Origin of the sequence: Paenibacillus glycanilyticus NBRC 16618 (genome assembly GCF_004000805.1) — a bacterium.
Taxonomy (GTDB): Bacteria; Bacillota; Bacilli; order Paenibacillales; family Paenibacillaceae; genus Pristimantibacillus; species Pristimantibacillus glycanilyticus.
Genome location: NZ_BILY01000005.1, coordinates 15,503 through 30,803, shown reverse-complemented (window position 1 = coordinate 30,803; position 15,301 = coordinate 15,503). Strand labels below are relative to the sequence as shown.

Sequence of the window (15,301 nt, the reverse complement as noted above, 5' to 3'; positions counted from 1 at the left end):
GCAACAACTCCTCAATATTTGTTACAAGAAAGATATCATGGATTTCGAGTTATAGTGTAACTGTAAAATGCTATATCTAGTTATAGCCAATAGCTATATCATGGAGCCGGTGGTATCGCCTGATGCAAGGCTTCGATATAGGCGGTTCCCAGCTTGGACAACGCGGTGCTCCTGTGAGCAATCCAGCCCACATTAATCGTCTCGTCGGTATCAAGCGGCACCGGAATAATCTCGTTCCCGTTCAGATCCGCGCTAAGAACTCCGGTCGAAATCGTATAACCGTTCAGCCCGATCAGAAGGTTAAACAACGTCGCGCGGTCGTTGACCCGGATGCTTTTCTTATGCGATAACGTACTGAGAATCTCCTCCGCGAAATGGAAGGAGTTGTACTCCCCTTGGTCAAAGGACAGATACGGATACTCGTCCAGCTGGTCAATCGTTACCTTGGCTTGCTTCGCCAAAGGGTTCTTGATGCTGATGAAAATATGCGGCTTGGCCGTAAACAAGCTCGTAAAATGAAGGTTCGAGTCTTTCAGCAGCTTATTGATGACTTTGCCATTGAATTCGTTCAGATAAAGGATGCCGATCTCGCTCCGCAGGCTTCTTACGTCCTCGATAATTTCGTAGGTCTTCGTCTCCCGTAGCGACAGCTCGTATTCCTCTTGTCCGTATTCCTGCACCAAACTTACAAAGGCATTTACGGCAAAAGCATAATGCTGCGTGGACACCGAAAAATGCTGCGGAGAAGGCTTTTTGTTCAAATAACGGCCCTCCAGCAGCTCTGCTTGCTCCACTACCTGACGGGCATAGCCGAGAAACTCCACTCCCTCCTTGGAAAGGGAAATCCCTTTATTCGAACGCTCGAATATCGCTAGCTGCAGCTCTTCCTCCAGATCCTTAATCGCGTTCGACAGCGTTGGCTGCGAAATAAACAGCCTCTTCGCCGCTTCGTTAATCGAACCGCGGTTCGCGACTTCGATAATGTATTTTAGTTGAGTTAACGTCAACGTTGTCCCTCCTCTACTTATCTGTCTCGCCCGGCTGCCAGCCGATGTCTTGCGACCAGAGATGCGCTTTATGCAGAATGTCCCATACGATAGGACCTTTGCCTTCCACATATTTCATCCGTTCATGCTTGTACTGCTCCATTAACCTGTGCTTTTCTTGCCCGTAACGCAGGCAATCCTTCGGGTGCTGCCGCAAGTAATCACGGAATAACAGGTTCATCTGCTCCGAAAAGCTCCCTGATTGCCTTACGTGAATATGCATTCTGCAATTGCCGGGAGCTTCTCTGAAGTATCGCTTTGACAAGTCGGGATTGTCTTCCCTATAAACGAATCCGAGCTGTTCAAGCCTGGATTTATAACCAACCAGCTCGCCCAATCGGGAAACGGAGATTTGAATATCGATAATAGGCTTCGCATCCAAACCGCTGATGGAGGTTGATCCGATATGATCAATTCTTAATGCAATGTCGCCTAGGGCTGCTCTCAGTTTTGCGGCTGTTTCCCGGAACATGTCATACCACAGCGGATTATGCGCAGCAATTCTCCATTGGTCCTCCACGCTTGCAATCTCCCCTTACTGTCCATTAGTCTTCAAACAATTCCTTGAGCACCGTCTTCCGGTTCTCGAGAAATCTGCGAGTCACAATGTAATGCAGCGTATCTTCATAAGCGATTTCCTCAATGGGCTGCTCATCGAAATTATAGATTTGCGCATCGGGATACCCCAGCAGAATCGGGGAATGCGTCGCGATTATAAACTGGGCATCCTCCGATAAATCTTTAATAACGCGCATAAGGGCCAGCTGTCTAGCCGGGGATAACGCCGCCTCGGGCTCGTCAAGGAGATAGATGGCTTTTTTGCCGAACCGGTGCTTGAACAGCGACAGGAAAGCTTCCCCATGCGATTGCTTGTGCAAGGAGCGGCCTCCGTAATTGCTTAGTACATCGGGATCAAGCGTGTCGATATAAGACGCAAAATGATAAAAGGTTTCCGCGCGCAGGAAGAACCCGTTCGTCACCTTTGGCATCCAAGCCAGCCTGATGGCGTTGCCCAGTATCGCCGATGAAGCATCCACCTCATAAGCGTTGTTCCTTCCTCCGCCAGCCGTATGGAAACCGCATTGATAAGCAATGGCCTCAAGCAAGGTCGATTTGCCCGAGCCATTCTCGCCAACGAGAAACGTTACGTTTGAACGGAAATGCAGCCTGTCCATTGACTTGATCGCCGGAATCGTGAACGGATATTCCCGTTCATTGATAGATTCATCCCGCCTGATCTCTACGCTTCTAAGAAACACAAGCCTCAGCTCCTACTGCTCTATTATCGTTGATCCGGCTACCTTAAGATCCTTCCCGTATTCGAGCTTAATCGTGAACGGATATTCTGCAGGGGATAGATTTCCGGGTACCAACGCTACCAGCTTGTTATCCATCACTGCGTAATTCAAGACGTTACCAAACCATATTTTATCATTCCAGGTGCCGGCGGCAGATTTCGCGTAGTCCTTGTTATAGGTTTGACCGTCAACGTCAACCGTGACCTTCACCTTGTCGCCTATGCTCTGAATACTGGAATGAGAATGCTTGATTAAGACAATTATAATTTCATTATCGCCGTCCTCATTCAGATCAGCAACCTCTATTGCCGGATAATACGCTGGGTTGGTTACATTGGACCAAGGAAATGACTTGGACCCGGCCAATGTCGTGACCGAGATCTCCTTGAATAAACCGTTTTCTTCTTTCTGCCCGAATAACTTGATATCCTGCAGTCCTTTGAGCATAACCTCTTGATCGCCTATGGAATATCGAACTTGCTGTGCCTGCTCCCCGATATTCGAACCACAACCGCTTAACAACGTAACAAACGCCGCAGCAAGCATCATTTGTTTCATCATAGCCCTTCAGACTCCTTTTAATGGAAAATAAAAACATATACCTTGAACGGTTCATGGTTTCCCTATGTTTCATTCTCCATAAAAAAATGACTATCTCATCACGAGATAGTCATTCCAGCGTCAGGGTTGAACCCTCGGTTTATCCGCCTGGCAGTTCGGGTTCGGCACCAGTCCAAGCTGGGCCAGCTTCGTAAGGTAATAACACTCTTCCCGCATCATATGATCGGGCATTAACGGGCTGATCCGGTCAAGCACCTCATCGGTTACCTCAAGCTCCTCGAGCTCTTTGAGAAAAGCCACAAATAGCTTCATCTCCACATCCACTTCTTTATGGAGCCTGCGGAATGCGGGAAAATCCTTCAATTCCGTTCTCATGTAACCCGCCATTTCGATACTTTTTAAGTATAGCTGATTAAAGCGTTCTTCGAATAGTTGAGTCTGCTTGATCAGCGGCTTCTCAACAAAATCAAGGTCACTGCCTATGGCAGCCGCATGACCGGCCGCATCCGGCAGCCACAAGAAATCATGATGAAGGGCATCGAATACGGGAACCGGCTTGCCTGCAACAAGCTCCTTCAATATACGAAGATATTCCTCCAGCTCATTGACCATATGGTTGAGAAAAGTCGGAGTCAGCATGATTTTCACTTTTCCTAACAAGGCTCTGTCCAGCAGACTCAGCTTGAACGACCGCAATTCGATTGTCAATTCGAGTGCCTGTCTGCTGATGGACAAGCAATCCGTCTCCGATGAGGACTGCCTTGCATACTCCAGTAACTGGTCGAAGGCCGTTATAAAATAATTGGCAAGCTTGATATCATTGACCTCAACAGGCGATAAGGTATTTAAAATAAACCTCCCGTGATCACCCAAAATCTGCAGCCAAAAGCGATGCTCATACCATTCAGACTTGGCCAAAACGCTGATCCCTCCTCCGGTACCGTTCCTTTAGAGGGTATGAAGGGATCTGCCCGGATATAACGTTTAAGCCTGCTTTGGCTTAATCGTAAAAAGTGCGATAAGAGCGGCGGCAACGCAGCAAGCGGTTAGCAGCCAGAATAAGGAAGATTTCGAATGCGCGATCAGCAACGCGGATAAGGGAGGCCCCGCCGCAACACCAAGGAATCGAATACTGCTGTAAATGGACGTGATCGTGCCGCGTTGATCCTTCTCGATTCCTTCCGTCAACAAAGCATCGAGGCTCGGCAATGCGGCCCCAAGGCCAATAGAGCCAACGAAAAGGAGGATAATAATGAACCAAATAGAGTCCCTTCCCCCAAATGCCAAAAATATTAGGCTGCCTGCAGCCTCAATAAAGCCAATTACGCTGATCCATTTCATCAATTTCTTGTTCTGTCCGATCCATTTGCCAATCGCCCATGAGGTGGAACACAAGGCTGCGAGCGGGATAGCAACGAGACAGCCCTTCAATATACCGTGACTTCCCCGTTCCTCCAGAATCTCCGACAAATAAAACAAGGAGGCAAAAATAGCGAACATATTGATTCCACCCGCTACGTACACGCCCCAAATCCACCTTCCCTTTTCCCGAAACAAAGAGATGACATCCCTAACAAATTGGCCAAACGGAATAGCCGGCTTTTTGTCTTTGGGAGCCTTAACCCATACGGCTACAAGAATAAACGATATCAAGCTGAATACCGGAATAAACCAAAACGGCATGTACCAGGTCCACATGGCTAAAGCAGAACCAATGATTGGGGCAAGCACTTTGCCGAACGTATTTGCCGTTTCGACAAGGCCAAGTCCGTTGCTTACATCCTCTTCCTTCTTGAATAAGTCACCCACAAGAGGAAGCACGACCGGGAAGCAGCCTGCCGCGCCTAATCCCTGAAACAACCTCCCCGTCATAACAAGAGCATAAGGTTTATCGAACGATATAGCGGCAAAGCCGCAAAAGGCGCCTGCCGCCGCAACCAGCAGCAGCCCTGGCAAAATCACTTTTTTCCTGCCGATGCGGTCAGAGAGGTATCCGGCAATGGGAATAAACAAGATTGCGACAGCGGCATAAGCCGTAATTAACAAACTGGATTGCAACGCGGTTATTCCCATCGCTTTCTGCATGGAAGGAAGGACAGGAATCAATATCGAGTTCGCTAAAGTCATCGTTAAAGGAATTGTTGCGATGGAAGCCAGATCTAATTGCTTCTTCTTCTCCATTACTTCCTCCAAGTAAACAAGTCGGGATTAAGTCGAGCACCGCTTATTAGAGTGACCCTTTCCCGATCGATTTATGTCGGACAAAAAATTTGAATAGTAATGGCCGCGAAAGGGATTATATACGTGTTCGTCAAACCAAAGGAGGAATTTCAGAACATGCAATTCTCAAACAACAATCAAGCAAGCCAATCCCTTCATCAATGTGAGCAAGTGATTCAACAGCTGGTTAACCAAACGCAGCAAGCCAGCCAAAATTATCAAATGCTGCTTCAGCAAGAGCAGCAAAATGCGCAACGTCTTGAAGAACTCGCGGCACGCGAGCAAAAAGCAGCCCAAATCATCCAAACCGCTCTTCAAGGCCACCAAACGGCTATTCAACAGCTTCAGCAAGTATCGCAAATTTGCAGACAAGTGGAGAGCATGATTCATACGCAATTCAACTCCTCGGTTTCGCAATCCTTTAATACCCATACTCCGTCCTACAACACGGGATATGCATCGCAACAGCCGCAACATTCTTATTCGAATTTCAACTCCCATAACGATGGCATGCATTCGACGCCATACCGCTCGATGCAATAAGACACAAAAAAGCCCGCTGCAGGCTGGTGCCTGCAGCGGGTTTACTGTTTGTTTCAGCATTTCCTTTGGCATTGCGTATTGTAACGTTCCTTGCTTGATTCTACCTTATCTTCCCATAATCTTTTGCTTTAAAATGCAGCTTGCATTCGATTTCTACCTTCTGATATTCCTCGCGCCAATTCAGCTTCTTCCACGCCTCGTAAGACATGCTGTTGCGGACATGGATGCCTATGCCCAGGCTGTCCACCTTGTGCAGCTGCAGCTGCTTTACAAGTCGATTCGCGCTTTCGGTCATGATCTCGGATACTTTACTCTCCACCTCATGCCTTTGCGCGTCAACGCTAAGTTTTTTATTCCCGATGTATTCGTGTACAGAGCCTTTGAAATTGGCATTGATCGTAACATGTATGGTGCCGCCGGCTCTGCGTTCCACATGCACCTTGCGGTTGCTGAGTACGGAAGTGAACATGATATATTCCGATGAACTCCCGTCTTCCCCTCTGCTCAAGACCAAGCTCATGTCACCTTTCTTGAATTTCCCCCGCAATATGGAGAACAACAAGGCATCGCGATTAGAGATTTTGGCGATATATTTATAATCCTGAAATAAAGCGATGCCATCAACCGCAATATCTTCACCCGCTTCTTTAAGAATGGGTGCAATCGGGTCAATCCCGTCATCATAATAATCCCGCTCGAACTCGTATAGAGTTGTTCTCGGAATACGGTGGTTGCTGCTCGATTTCTCGAGAAGGCGGTTGATGTATTTGTCGGTAGACAAATGCTGCTTGTAGTTTTTGGACAGGAGTTCCTTCGCGTTCCCGTTTACTAAAGTGATCTTGACGAGCGGTGAAATCGAGGTGTCCCTCAAAATGCTGTTTATTTCATTAGACAGGTCTTTACGGGCAAGCGCCTCGGAATACAGCAGCACCCGGATTTGTCCATTAACAAGCAGGAGATCGGTCTCATTAGCAAATTTAATTCTCGCATCCTTTGAGCTTTGCCCGATGGCGGAATGGAGCTCCCTTTTCACTTTTATCGTCGGCTCGGCTCTTGGTATACTGACCGTAATTTCAACCTGATTCTGCGGAGCCGCATCATAGCTGGCCGCGTAGGTAAAACCTATGCGCTCCAATATCCGGTAGTCGCATCCGGGAAGCACGACAAGCATCAATATCGCCAGCAAGCTAATCGGTAATCTATTCATGAGCAGGACTTCTCCCCATTTTCTGAAACATAAGCACGACCAATAGCAAAATAGGCAGACCAAATGCAATCCCCGATTCGATCATGCTTAGCGTACTAAGCCAATCCCCAACCTCGTTTAAAGTCTTCGGAATATAAGCGATCAGAAAGCATGTCAACATAACGATAAAAGCGAGGAAATTCGCTTTCAGCTTGGGAAAAATTTGCTTCAGCACCTCCAAAGCGCACCACTCGTACATCAGGATCGAGAATAAGACGGTAAACAAAACAAAACCGTACAGCAGATTTTCCATCCTCTCCATAAAAGGAAAACGGATATAGGCTAACATTTCAAGCACGGGAAATGCCTTGTTCTTTAATTGCTCGAGACTAAAGACCCCAAACGTAACGATCGAGAGATAGGAATAAGTCAGAGTCGTCATACCGTTGCCAATCAGGACCGATTTTACGAACTTTGTCTTCTTATTTGTATACGCAAACATGAGAAGAACAACCTCGTAACCAAGTAGCGACGAATAAATATCCATGCTTTCAAGATAAGTGAAATGTCCTCCCTTGAATAAGAATGGCGTAAGTCTAGACCAGCTGAAATCCGTATAGAAAAAGAACAGCAGTAAGAACATCCAAACAAACAGCCCAAAAAATACGGTAGATGCTTTCGTAATATTGTACAAGCCTTTAGTCAGCAGCCAGAAAACGAGGAGATCCATGATGAATTTGAATTCCATCGGATCCGTGGTCGGGAAAGCGTACATCTGGAAAATAAGAATATATTCCTTCCCCGCCATGCAGCCAAGCATGCTCCATACGATAGCTAAAGCTAAATAAACGGGTACCAGCATAAACTTGGGGATCGACTGCTCCAGAATTTGAAAGATCGACCGCCCTTTCCCCAGCTTATATACCGCCCCAATCAAAAGAATATTTATAGTTGCTATAAGACCAAACCCCAGCACCGTAATCCATCCGTTTGTGCCGAAGGTCTCCGCGAGCAGCTGCGGAAGAATTAAAGCCATGACACCCGTTTGAATCATATGGACGAGGATGGTGGTATGGAATGGAGAGAGCTTTTCCTTCGTCTCCGTATTCATAAGGGTCACTCCTTGGTTTTATTTCGCATCACATTTGGGGAAGAGCTTTGCGAAGGTCTTTCCCGCAAGGCTGTGAAGGGAGCTCGAATAAAGATGTCCTTCCAATCTTTTGGCTTGAATGGGGCAACCGGGTTGAGATACGACGTTCCCATGCTGGTCAGACCGGACAAGTGAATGACGATAGCCGCAATACCGAACACCAGTCCGAGATTACCCAAGAAGCCGGCCAACATGATCAGTCCAAACCGGATTAACCGGATCGACGCACTCATCACGTAACTCGGAATGACGAATGAAGCAATGGCAGATGAAGCAACGGCAATGATCAGAATGTTGCTGGTCAACCCCGCCTGCACGGCTGCCTGTCCGATCACGATACCGCCAACGATACCAATCGTCTGTCCGATTTTGGTTGGAAGCCGGGCTCCCGCTTCGCGAAGCAGCTCAATGGTAACTTCCATTAATAAAGCTTCATATAAAGGAGGGAAAGGCACCCTGCTCCGTGATTCCGTTAACGTCATGAGCAGATTTTCCGGAATCATCTCGTAATGAAACGTCGTAACGGAAACGTACAAGGCGGTAAAGCTAATCGTTATCACAAACGCAATGAAGCGAAGCAGTCTGATGGCGCTGCCCAGAATCCATCGCTGATAGTAATCGTCCGATGAAGAGAAAAACTCGAAAAACGATGTGGGCAAGGATAGTACCGAGGGGCTGCCGTCCACGATTCCCGCCACGCGTCCGGCTACCAGCTTCGAGACAATCGCGTCCGGCCGCTCGGAAGTCAGATACTGCGGGAAGATGGAATATTTATTGTCATCCATGTACTGGATAAGCATGTTCGTATCGAGTATGGCATCAACCTCGATTTGCTGAATGCGCTTTTTGGCTTCTTCAACGAACTTCATGTTGACGATATCCTTTATATAGAGCAGGTACACGTCCGTTTTGGAAACCTCGCCAACCGAGAGCTTAATGACCTTCAAATGGGAGCTCTTTAGCCTGGCGCGAATCATCGCGAGACTTGTATTGATTTGCTCGGTGAAAGCATCATGCGGGCCTGTAATGACCGTTTCCGTCTCGGATTGGCTAATTGCCCTGGCTTCCGGGCTGTAGACATCGAATACGTAAGCATCCGGACCGTGAAACACCGCTATGCCGCCTGATAAAACATCCAGAATCAGCGTTTTGCTGCTGGTTGTTTTAAAAGGCTGCAGATGCTTCACCATCTTGGCGACATCCTCGTCGCTGCCACTCAACAGCGGGGACAAAATATGCCGGCTGAGCTTATCCTTATCCGTCAATTGATCGAAATACACGAGATCGATTTGATGATCCGGAAACGTACGGTGCGTAATATCGCTGCAGTCAACGAACTCCTCCAACGTGTGGGCGAGCGTCGGCGGCTTGGAGTCTTGTTCGGGCGGAGACTGATCATCTTGATTGGTTTGGCTCGCCGATTCCTTAACGATCATGTTTCGCAACGCTTTAGAAAATGTCATCCGCACTCACCTGCCAAGGATAGAATAAATCTTAGTTTGCATAATCTTCCTGAAAATTAACCAAAAAAAACCGCGATCGAAAGATCGCGGCTTCTAAACTATAATATATGCAGCTTAATAAAGATGGTCTTCTGTTTCTACCGTAGCCTGAAGCTCACCATTGTCCGCTATCGAATCAATCGTGACATCAGCCTTTCCCCTATAATTATTTTCGATATAGCCAAAAATCGTAATTTCCTGTTTCGTCAGCTTATCCTCATACTGCAGGGTGATGGAGCCTTCTCCAAAGTTTTGGGGATAAACGTGAAGCTTTTGGTCCGAATGAGCCTTCATTTCGAATGTTTGCGAACCGTTGGGATAGACGAGAGTCAACTGGATAATCTCCTGATCCAATTGATTATGGACCGTAATCCGAAACCCTTCCTCACTCTTACGGGATACAATCATAACAGCCAGAACAAATAAAATAACCGCGGCAACAAAAACTTTACGCATGAATACCTCCCCTTCTCGCTAATTTCCAGTTTAATCCGATTGACTGCCCGTGTAAAACAAACCAAATAAAAAAGAACGGGAGCTGCCCGTTCTTTTGTTAATTCTATTATTTTGCAGGTACAGAGAAGCCGTATTTCACGAACACGTCAAGCGCTTCCTGCGATTGCAAATACGCGTAGAAATCTTCCGCTTCCTTGCTGTGCTTCGACGCTTTCACGATTCCGATCGGATACTGGATAGCCGTGTAGGTCGCCGGATCTACGTTAAACGCGATTTTCACTTTATCCGAAGTCAAGGCATCCGTCTTGTACACAAAGCCCGCATCCGCGTTACCCGTCTCGACGTATTGGAGGACTTGTCTAACGTCCTTGCCTTGCACGGACTTGGCTACCAGGGAATCCCACAGCTTCGCATTCGTCAACGATTCTTTCGCGTAATTGCCTGCCGGAACGCTTTCCGGAATGCCAATCGCTAGATGCTTCACTTCCGCTTTGGTCAGATCGTTTTCCGTTGCAAGCGCAATGCCGCCATCAGCCGGAACGACTACAACAAGCTCATTGCTGAGCAGATTCGTTTGTTTATCCGTATCGATAAGCTGCTTATCCACCAGTGCCTTCAAATTTTTCGCGGCAGCGGACAGGAACAGATCGGCCGGAGCTCCTTGTTCAATTTGCTGCTGCAGAGCGCCCGAAGCGCCAAAGTTGAAATTCAGCTTCACATTCGGATTTTTTTCCTCGTACATGTTCTGAATGTCGTTAAGAGCATCCGTCAAGCTGGCCGCCGCGGATATGGTCAGCTCAACCTTCGTTTGAGGCTCTTCTTTTGCACAAGCTGCCATAACCAGAATGATAATGACCAGACCTAATAAAACCAAACTGCTTTTAAGCTTTCTTCTCATCCGTTCTCCTCCATATATATCTGTTTATATCTATTTATAACTAGTTTATATCATACATCACTAATCCAATCCAATAAATACTGACTTTTTGTTGCCGGGGCACAATAGAGTTGTTTGTTATGTTACAATATGGCCAAACCGTTGAATTGAAGGTGAAGACTTTTAATGGCCGATGATATTTCCTATACAACCGAAGAAATCGCCCAGATTCTTAAAGTATCCAAGCTTACCGTTTATGATCTGATCAAAAAAGGCGAGCTGCCCTCCTACCGTGTCGGCAAGCAGATGCGGGTAGACGCATCCGATCTTGAAGCTTATAAACTGAAAACAAAAAACGCGGGAAAAGGCACGGAATATGCTGCACCCGCACATCCTGCCACACAGTCCGTGCCTAGCTTCCCCGTTGGCGGAAGCCGCCCAATCGTCATTACCGGTCAAGATGTCAGTCTTGATCTTCTAGCGAAGCATATGGAGAAACAGATACCCGGCATCCGTCCCTTGCGCTCGTATGTAGGCAGTCTGGATAGCTTGATTTCCATGTATAAAGGAGAATCGGACATTGTCAGCACCCATCTGCTGGATGGCGATTCGGGAGAGTACAACCTCCCTTACATCCGGAGATTACTGATTGGCTCCTCCTATAAAGTGGTTCATTTGCTTAAACGCCGGGCCGGCTTGTATGTCGCTAAGGGAAATCCGCTTCAGCTTGGCGGGTGGGCCGATCTTGGACGACCGGGCATCCGGTTCGCAAACCGGGAGAAGGGCGCCGGCGCCCGGGTTCTGCTCGACGAACAGCTGCGGCTTCACGGAATTAAGGCAGATCAGCTTTCCGGCTATGAACATGAGGAAAGCAATCATATCGGGGTTGCAGGGAAGGTAGCTTCGGGGGAAGCCGATGTTGGGGTTGGCATCGAGAAAGCCGCTACTATAGTGGGCAATGTAGACTTTGTTCCGCTCATTCAAGAGCAATATGATTTGGTGCTGCTGAAGAAGCCGGAGAATATGGCATGGATCGCAGCCGTGCTCGGCATCCTCAACTCCCCTGCTTTTCAGAACGAGCTTCGGTCCATATCCGGTTATGATTTGTCTTTGACGGGCCAGGTTTTGTTTGAAACTTAAGGGTGGAGGTTAGAAGGCAAATTACACATTCATGAAATGCTCCATTTGCTTTTAACCTTTTAGAGGAAATAAGAAGAAGAGGCTGTGCAGGATAACTGCACAGCCTCTTTTTCTTAAAGCAAGTCTTCTTTCGTGATGGCAAATAAGAGATGGTCTTCCCATTGCCCGTTTATTTTCAGATAACGCCGGGCTAGTCCTTCTTGCCGGAAGCCGGCTTTTTCGAGGACTCGGAGGGAACTCCCGTTTTTTGGCATTACGCTTGCCTGAATGCGATGAAGATGAAGATCGTGGAAGGCTTTGCCAACCATTTCCGCTACGGCAGCGGTGGCATAACCGCGACCATTATGAGCTTGATCGATAAAGTAGCCCATATATGCATTCTGAAACACGCCGCGGGTCACGCTCGTGAGGGCAATCCGGCCAATCAGCTCATCCGTTTCCGTCAGAAATACGCCGTAAATATAAGCCGTTCCCTGCTGCGCCGCCGAAATTCCGTTGCCAATATCCTTCATCTGCTCCTCGAGCGTATAATGCTCATCCCCTCTGATCGGTTCGAATGGCTGGGAGAAAGCTCGGTTCCTCAGCTTCAAATCGAGCATAGGCTTGGCATCTTCGGGCTCAAGCATACGCAAATAAATCCCGCTCTTATTCATGCCGCTATTCCTTCGAACGCTCGATTTTATGGATGAATTTATCCATTAATTGCTGCAGCACCTGCAAGATGGCAAAGTCCGTTAACCGGCCGTCATCGTCGAATTTCATATGCGCCTGGGCAAGCTTCAGCTCGGGACGGTTCACCGGATCCATATCCAGGGCGAAAATGAGCTGGCGCAGGTTTGTTTGCGCGCGTGCCGTGCCGCTCGGGCCTGGTGTAGCACCCATAACCGCAACCGGCTTTGTCGCAAGCGGGGCACCGATATTTTTCCGGGATACCCAATCGAGTGCGTTCTTGAGCACGCCCGTGATAAGACCGTTATATTCTGGAGTACTGATCAGAAAACCATCTGCGGAGCTGCACAGCTCGGCGAACTGCTTGACGGATTCCGGCAAATCCTCCTCGAGATCCTGGTTATAGAGCGGCAGGTCGCCAAGCTCGGCGTAGGTGTATGTATAATTTTCCGGTAGAAACACCGCCGCGTTTTTTAACAACGTTTTGTTCAGGGAAGCCTTGCGCAAGCTGCCGGTCAGGCCAACAATATGATAGGATTGCGTCATGGTGTGCATCTCTCCTTCAATCTTAAGTATACTGTGCAAAATAGAGCACAACTTTAAGATTAACCGATTTCATCCTCCTCGTACATAGCCGCCTCGCGGTCCCGGATATGCCGACGCAGATTCGAAGCCAGCTCCCGGTCGATAGTTCCTTTCTCGTACAAGGATTGAACCTCATCCCTTTCGGCTTGAATCGCAATCCAGTGCAGCTCCTTCCGCGCTTCGTTGAAGTCCTGAGTCTTGTTCTTCGTATGAACGGGCATCGCCTTCATTCGCTTGATGATCTGATGATAATAAGCCGTTACGCATTCAGTCGGATCGTCTTTCGTATCGGGCTGGCATCTGGCATCCATCTCTTCAAGGACCGCCTCGGAGCATTGAAGCCTTAGACCGCGGAGCGTTGCAATATCCGCTTCGGAGAACGCTAATTTTCGGCCTGCGCTTGTAAAATTCGCTTTTACTTTGCTCCATAGCCCCTTCAGCACCATTCGCCATAGATGCAGCCGGTTGGCCAAAATCAGCTCGATCTGATCCAGCATCTTATAGTAGAAATCCGCATGCTTCTCGCTAATCGAACCGTTCTCAAGCTGCTCGTTTACGTATTTCCGCTCGATATCGAGCGCCACAATCCGCATTTCCAGCTCCTGCTGACGGCGTCGCGGCAGCGGTCTGTTCTGGTTCTCGCGAATCTCCAGCTCCAGGATCATCCTGCGGTACTCGGCAATAACGGACTCGATCGCCTCTTCATTCGCTTCATGGGTGACGCGTTCCAAATGCCGGATCGCTGCCCCCATCACTTTCATTTGCCATTCCCTCTCCTCATGGGCCTTCTCGGATTCGTCCGCTACTATCCGTTTTTTCGCAATAAGCGGCAGCAGAATGCTGGCCGACAGAAGCGACAACAGAATAATAAAAGCGGCGAGAAAAATAATTAAGTCTCTTTGAGGGAACGGATCGTTGTTGTTCAGCACAAGCGGAATCGAGAAAGCACCGGCAAGCGTAACGGCTCCCCGCACACCGGAAACCGTCGTAAGAACGATGACTTTAAGACTAAGCTTATCTTTTCCAATCCAGGTGAACAGAAAAGTCCAGACGAACCGCAGTACCAGCAGCAGCACAAAAATAACGATCGCGTAACCAATGACGACCCCGTTATTAAAGGCCGGATCCTTAAAGATTACCGAGGTGACCTGCGGGATTTGAAGACCCAAAATAACAAAAACAAGCCCGTTCAAAATAAACAGGATTACCGACCAGGTATTGACGGATACCGCCTTCAACCTTGGCATGCTGTGATCCACCCGGTCATCCTCGATGGCATGGACAATTCCGCCGGCAACCGCAGCAAGGATACCGGACACGCCCAGCTCTTCCGCGATAAGATAGAGCAGAAACGGCGTAACGAGCTGCAGCAGCATATGCATCGTCTCGTCCTCCAGTCCCGCCCTTCTGAGCAGCTGCCGGATTCCGATAATGAGAAATGCAAGCAATGCGCCGACCAGAAGCCCGCCAACGGCAATAACAATAAAGCTGAACGTTGCTTTGTGCAACGAGAATACCCCTGTCATCGCTGCTGCGATTGCGAATTTGAAGGCAACGAGACCGGAGGCGTCATTCATCAGAGCCTCGCCTTCCAATAAGCGCATCAAGCTTTTGGGCAGCTGGATCCGGCCGGCCAAGGCTCCTACGGCAACCGCGTCCGTAGGAGACAGAATGGCCGCAAGACCAAAAGCCGCGGCAATAGGAATCGTTGGTATCATCCAGTGAATCGTGTAACCAACAACTACAACCGTTGCGAACACCAGCCCTACGGACAGCAGCAAAATAGGAGCACGCAACCTCCACAGTTCATCGCGCGGCGTGTTTCTTCCGTCGTTGTACAAGAGCGGAGCGATGAACAGGATAAAGAATAATTCCGGCTCCAGATGCAGATGGAACCCAATCGGAATAACGGCAATAACGGCTCCGAGGGCGATCTGGATAAGCGGAACCGGTACGAATGGAATATAGCGATAAAGGACATTGGACACGCCAATCAAGACAAGCATGACGAGTACGATAATAAAAATTTCCAAGCGGGCTCCCCCTTCCTTTTGTATTACAAAAGGGA

At 48.3% G+C, this 15,301-nt stretch carries 16 protein-coding genes; 2 read left to right on the top strand and 14 right to left on the bottom strand.

The window, feature by feature from the left end; genetic code table 11:
• Positions 1–98: 98 nt before the first annotated feature.
• The 6 genes from PGL01S_RS04850 to PGL01S_RS04825 all read right to left on the bottom strand — a co-directional run bounded on the left by PGL01S_RS04850 (position 99) and on the right by PGL01S_RS04825 (position 5,086).
• Positions 99–1,007, bottom strand: coding sequence for a LysR family transcriptional regulator (locus PGL01S_RS04850; protein ID WP_127491999.1), 909 nt, complete (start codon positions 1,005–1,007; stop codon positions 99–101).
• A gap of 13 nt (positions 1,008–1,020) precedes the next feature.
• Complete coding sequence (locus PGL01S_RS04845; protein ID WP_127491996.1) at positions 1,021–1,566, bottom strand: GrpB family protein; 546 nt, start codon at positions 1,564–1,566, stop codon at positions 1,021–1,023.
• 25 nt (positions 1,567–1,591) lie between these two features.
• Complete coding sequence (locus PGL01S_RS04840; protein ID WP_127491994.1) at positions 1,592–2,305, bottom strand: AAA family ATPase; 714 nt, start codon at positions 2,303–2,305, stop codon at positions 1,592–1,594.
• A 12-nt stretch (positions 2,306–2,317) separates the two neighbouring features.
• Positions 2,318–2,905, bottom strand: coding sequence for a hypothetical protein (locus tag PGL01S_RS04835; protein WP_127491991.1), 588 nt, complete (start codon positions 2,903–2,905; stop codon positions 2,318–2,320).
• Positions 2,906–3,025: 120 nt separating this feature from the next.
• The gene (locus tag PGL01S_RS04830; RefSeq protein WP_127491988.1) at positions 3,026–3,823 is read right to left on the bottom strand and encodes a DUF2935 domain-containing protein; all 798 of its coding nucleotides are present in this window, start codon (positions 3,821–3,823) and stop codon (positions 3,026–3,028) included.
• A gap of 66 nt (positions 3,824–3,889) precedes the next feature.
• Positions 3,890–5,086: an MFS transporter gene (locus PGL01S_RS04825; RefSeq protein WP_127491986.1), complete on the bottom strand. Its 1,197-nt coding sequence runs from the start codon at positions 5,084–5,086 to the stop codon at positions 3,890–3,892.
• A gap of 156 nt (positions 5,087–5,242) precedes the next feature.
• Here PGL01S_RS04825 and PGL01S_RS04820 point away from each other — a divergent pair, with 156 nt between their 5' ends.
• Positions 5,243–5,668 (top strand): hypothetical protein, encoded by a 426-nt coding sequence (locus PGL01S_RS04820; RefSeq protein WP_127491984.1) that lies wholly within the window; start codon positions 5,243–5,245, stop codon positions 5,666–5,668.
• Between the two features lie 100 nt (positions 5,669–5,768).
• On the opposite strand, the gene PGL01S_RS04815 is transcribed toward PGL01S_RS04820, so the two are convergent.
• The 5 genes from PGL01S_RS04815 to modA form a co-directional block, all read right to left on the bottom strand.
• Entirely contained in the window at positions 5,769–6,875 is a 1,107-nt protein-coding gene (locus tag PGL01S_RS04815; RefSeq protein WP_127491982.1) for a Ger(x)C family spore germination protein, read from the bottom strand.
• The gene (locus PGL01S_RS04810) at positions 6,868–7,965 is read right to left on the bottom strand and encodes a GerAB/ArcD/ProY family transporter (protein ID WP_127491980.1); all 1,098 of its coding nucleotides are present in this window, start codon (positions 7,963–7,965) and stop codon (positions 6,868–6,870) included. The genes PGL01S_RS04815 and PGL01S_RS04810 overlap by 8 nt, the downstream gene beginning before the upstream one ends.
• A 5-nt stretch (positions 7,966–7,970) precedes the next feature.
• A complete protein-coding gene (locus PGL01S_RS04805) occupies positions 7,971–9,467 on the bottom strand; it encodes a spore germination protein (protein WP_244935512.1) in 1,497 nt (498 codons plus the stop codon).
• 114 nt (positions 9,468–9,581) lie between these two features.
• Entirely contained in the window at positions 9,582–9,962 is a 381-nt protein-coding gene (locus PGL01S_RS04800) for a hypothetical protein (protein ID WP_127491978.1), read from the bottom strand.
• A gap of 106 nt (positions 9,963–10,068) precedes the next feature.
• Entirely contained in the window at positions 10,069–10,860 is a 792-nt protein-coding gene (gene modA, locus PGL01S_RS04795; protein ID WP_127491976.1) for a molybdate ABC transporter substrate-binding protein, read from the bottom strand.
• A 165-nt stretch (positions 10,861–11,025) separates the two neighbouring features.
• On the opposite strand from modA, the gene PGL01S_RS04790 reads away from it, so the two are divergent.
• Positions 11,026–11,979, top strand: coding sequence for a substrate-binding domain-containing protein (locus PGL01S_RS04790; protein WP_127491974.1), 954 nt, complete (start codon positions 11,026–11,028; stop codon positions 11,977–11,979).
• Between the two features lie 113 nt (positions 11,980–12,092).
• On the opposite strand, the gene PGL01S_RS04785 is transcribed toward PGL01S_RS04790, so the two are convergent.
• Genes PGL01S_RS04785 through PGL01S_RS04775 form a run of 3 tightly spaced genes read right to left on the bottom strand, consistent with a single transcriptional unit; the run spans position 12,093 to position 15,266 of the window.
• On the bottom strand, positions 12,093–12,632 hold the full coding sequence (locus PGL01S_RS04785) for a GNAT family N-acetyltransferase (RefSeq protein WP_127491972.1): 540 nt from the start codon (positions 12,630–12,632) through the stop codon (positions 12,093–12,095).
• A gap of 4 nt (positions 12,633–12,636) precedes the next feature.
• On the bottom strand, positions 12,637–13,194 hold the full coding sequence (locus tag PGL01S_RS04780; RefSeq protein WP_127491970.1) for an NADPH-dependent FMN reductase: 558 nt from the start codon (positions 13,192–13,194) through the stop codon (positions 12,637–12,639).
• 59 nt (positions 13,195–13,253) lie between these two features.
• Positions 13,254–15,266: a Na+/H+ antiporter gene (locus PGL01S_RS04775; RefSeq protein WP_127491968.1), complete on the bottom strand. Its 2,013-nt coding sequence runs from the start codon at positions 15,264–15,266 to the stop codon at positions 13,254–13,256.
• Positions 15,267–15,301 lie beyond the last annotated feature (35 nt).

Coding starts and splice junctions, on each gene's coding strand:
- PGL01S_RS04835 (WP_127491991.1), bottom strand. CDS start 2,905: ATGATGAAACAAATGATGCTTGCTGCGGCGTTTGTTACGTTGTTAAGC.
- PGL01S_RS04825 (WP_127491986.1), bottom strand. CDS start 5,086: ATGGAGAAGAAGAAGCAATTAGATCTGGCTTCCATCGCAACAATTCCT.
- PGL01S_RS04820 (WP_127491984.1), top strand. CDS start 5,243: ATGCAATTCTCAAACAACAATCAAGCAAGCCAATCCCTTCATCAATGT.
- PGL01S_RS04815 (WP_127491982.1), bottom strand. CDS start 6,875: ATGAATAGATTACCGATTAGCTTGCTGGCGATATTGATGCTTGTCGTG.
- PGL01S_RS04810 (WP_127491980.1), bottom strand. CDS start 7,965: ATGAATACGGAGACGAAGGAAAAGCTCTCTCCATTCCATACCACCATC.
- PGL01S_RS04805 (WP_244935512.1), bottom strand. CDS start 9,467: ATGACATTTTCTAAAGCGTTGCGAAACATGATCGTTAAGGAATCGGCG.
- PGL01S_RS04800 (WP_127491978.1), bottom strand. CDS start 9,962: ATGCGTAAAGTTTTTGTTGCCGCGGTTATTTTATTTGTTCTGGCTGTT.
- modA (WP_127491976.1), bottom strand. CDS start 10,860: ATGAGAAGAAAGCTTAAAAGCAGTTTGGTTTTATTAGGTCTGGTCATT.
- PGL01S_RS04790 (WP_127491974.1), top strand. CDS start 11,026: ATGGCCGATGATATTTCCTATACAACCGAAGAAATCGCCCAGATTCTT.
- PGL01S_RS04785 (WP_127491972.1), bottom strand. CDS start 12,632: ATGAATAAGAGCGGGATTTATTTGCGTATGCTTGAGCCCGAAGATGCC.
- PGL01S_RS04780 (WP_127491970.1), bottom strand. CDS start 13,194: ATGACGCAATCCTATCATATTGTTGGCCTGACCGGCAGCTTGCGCAAG.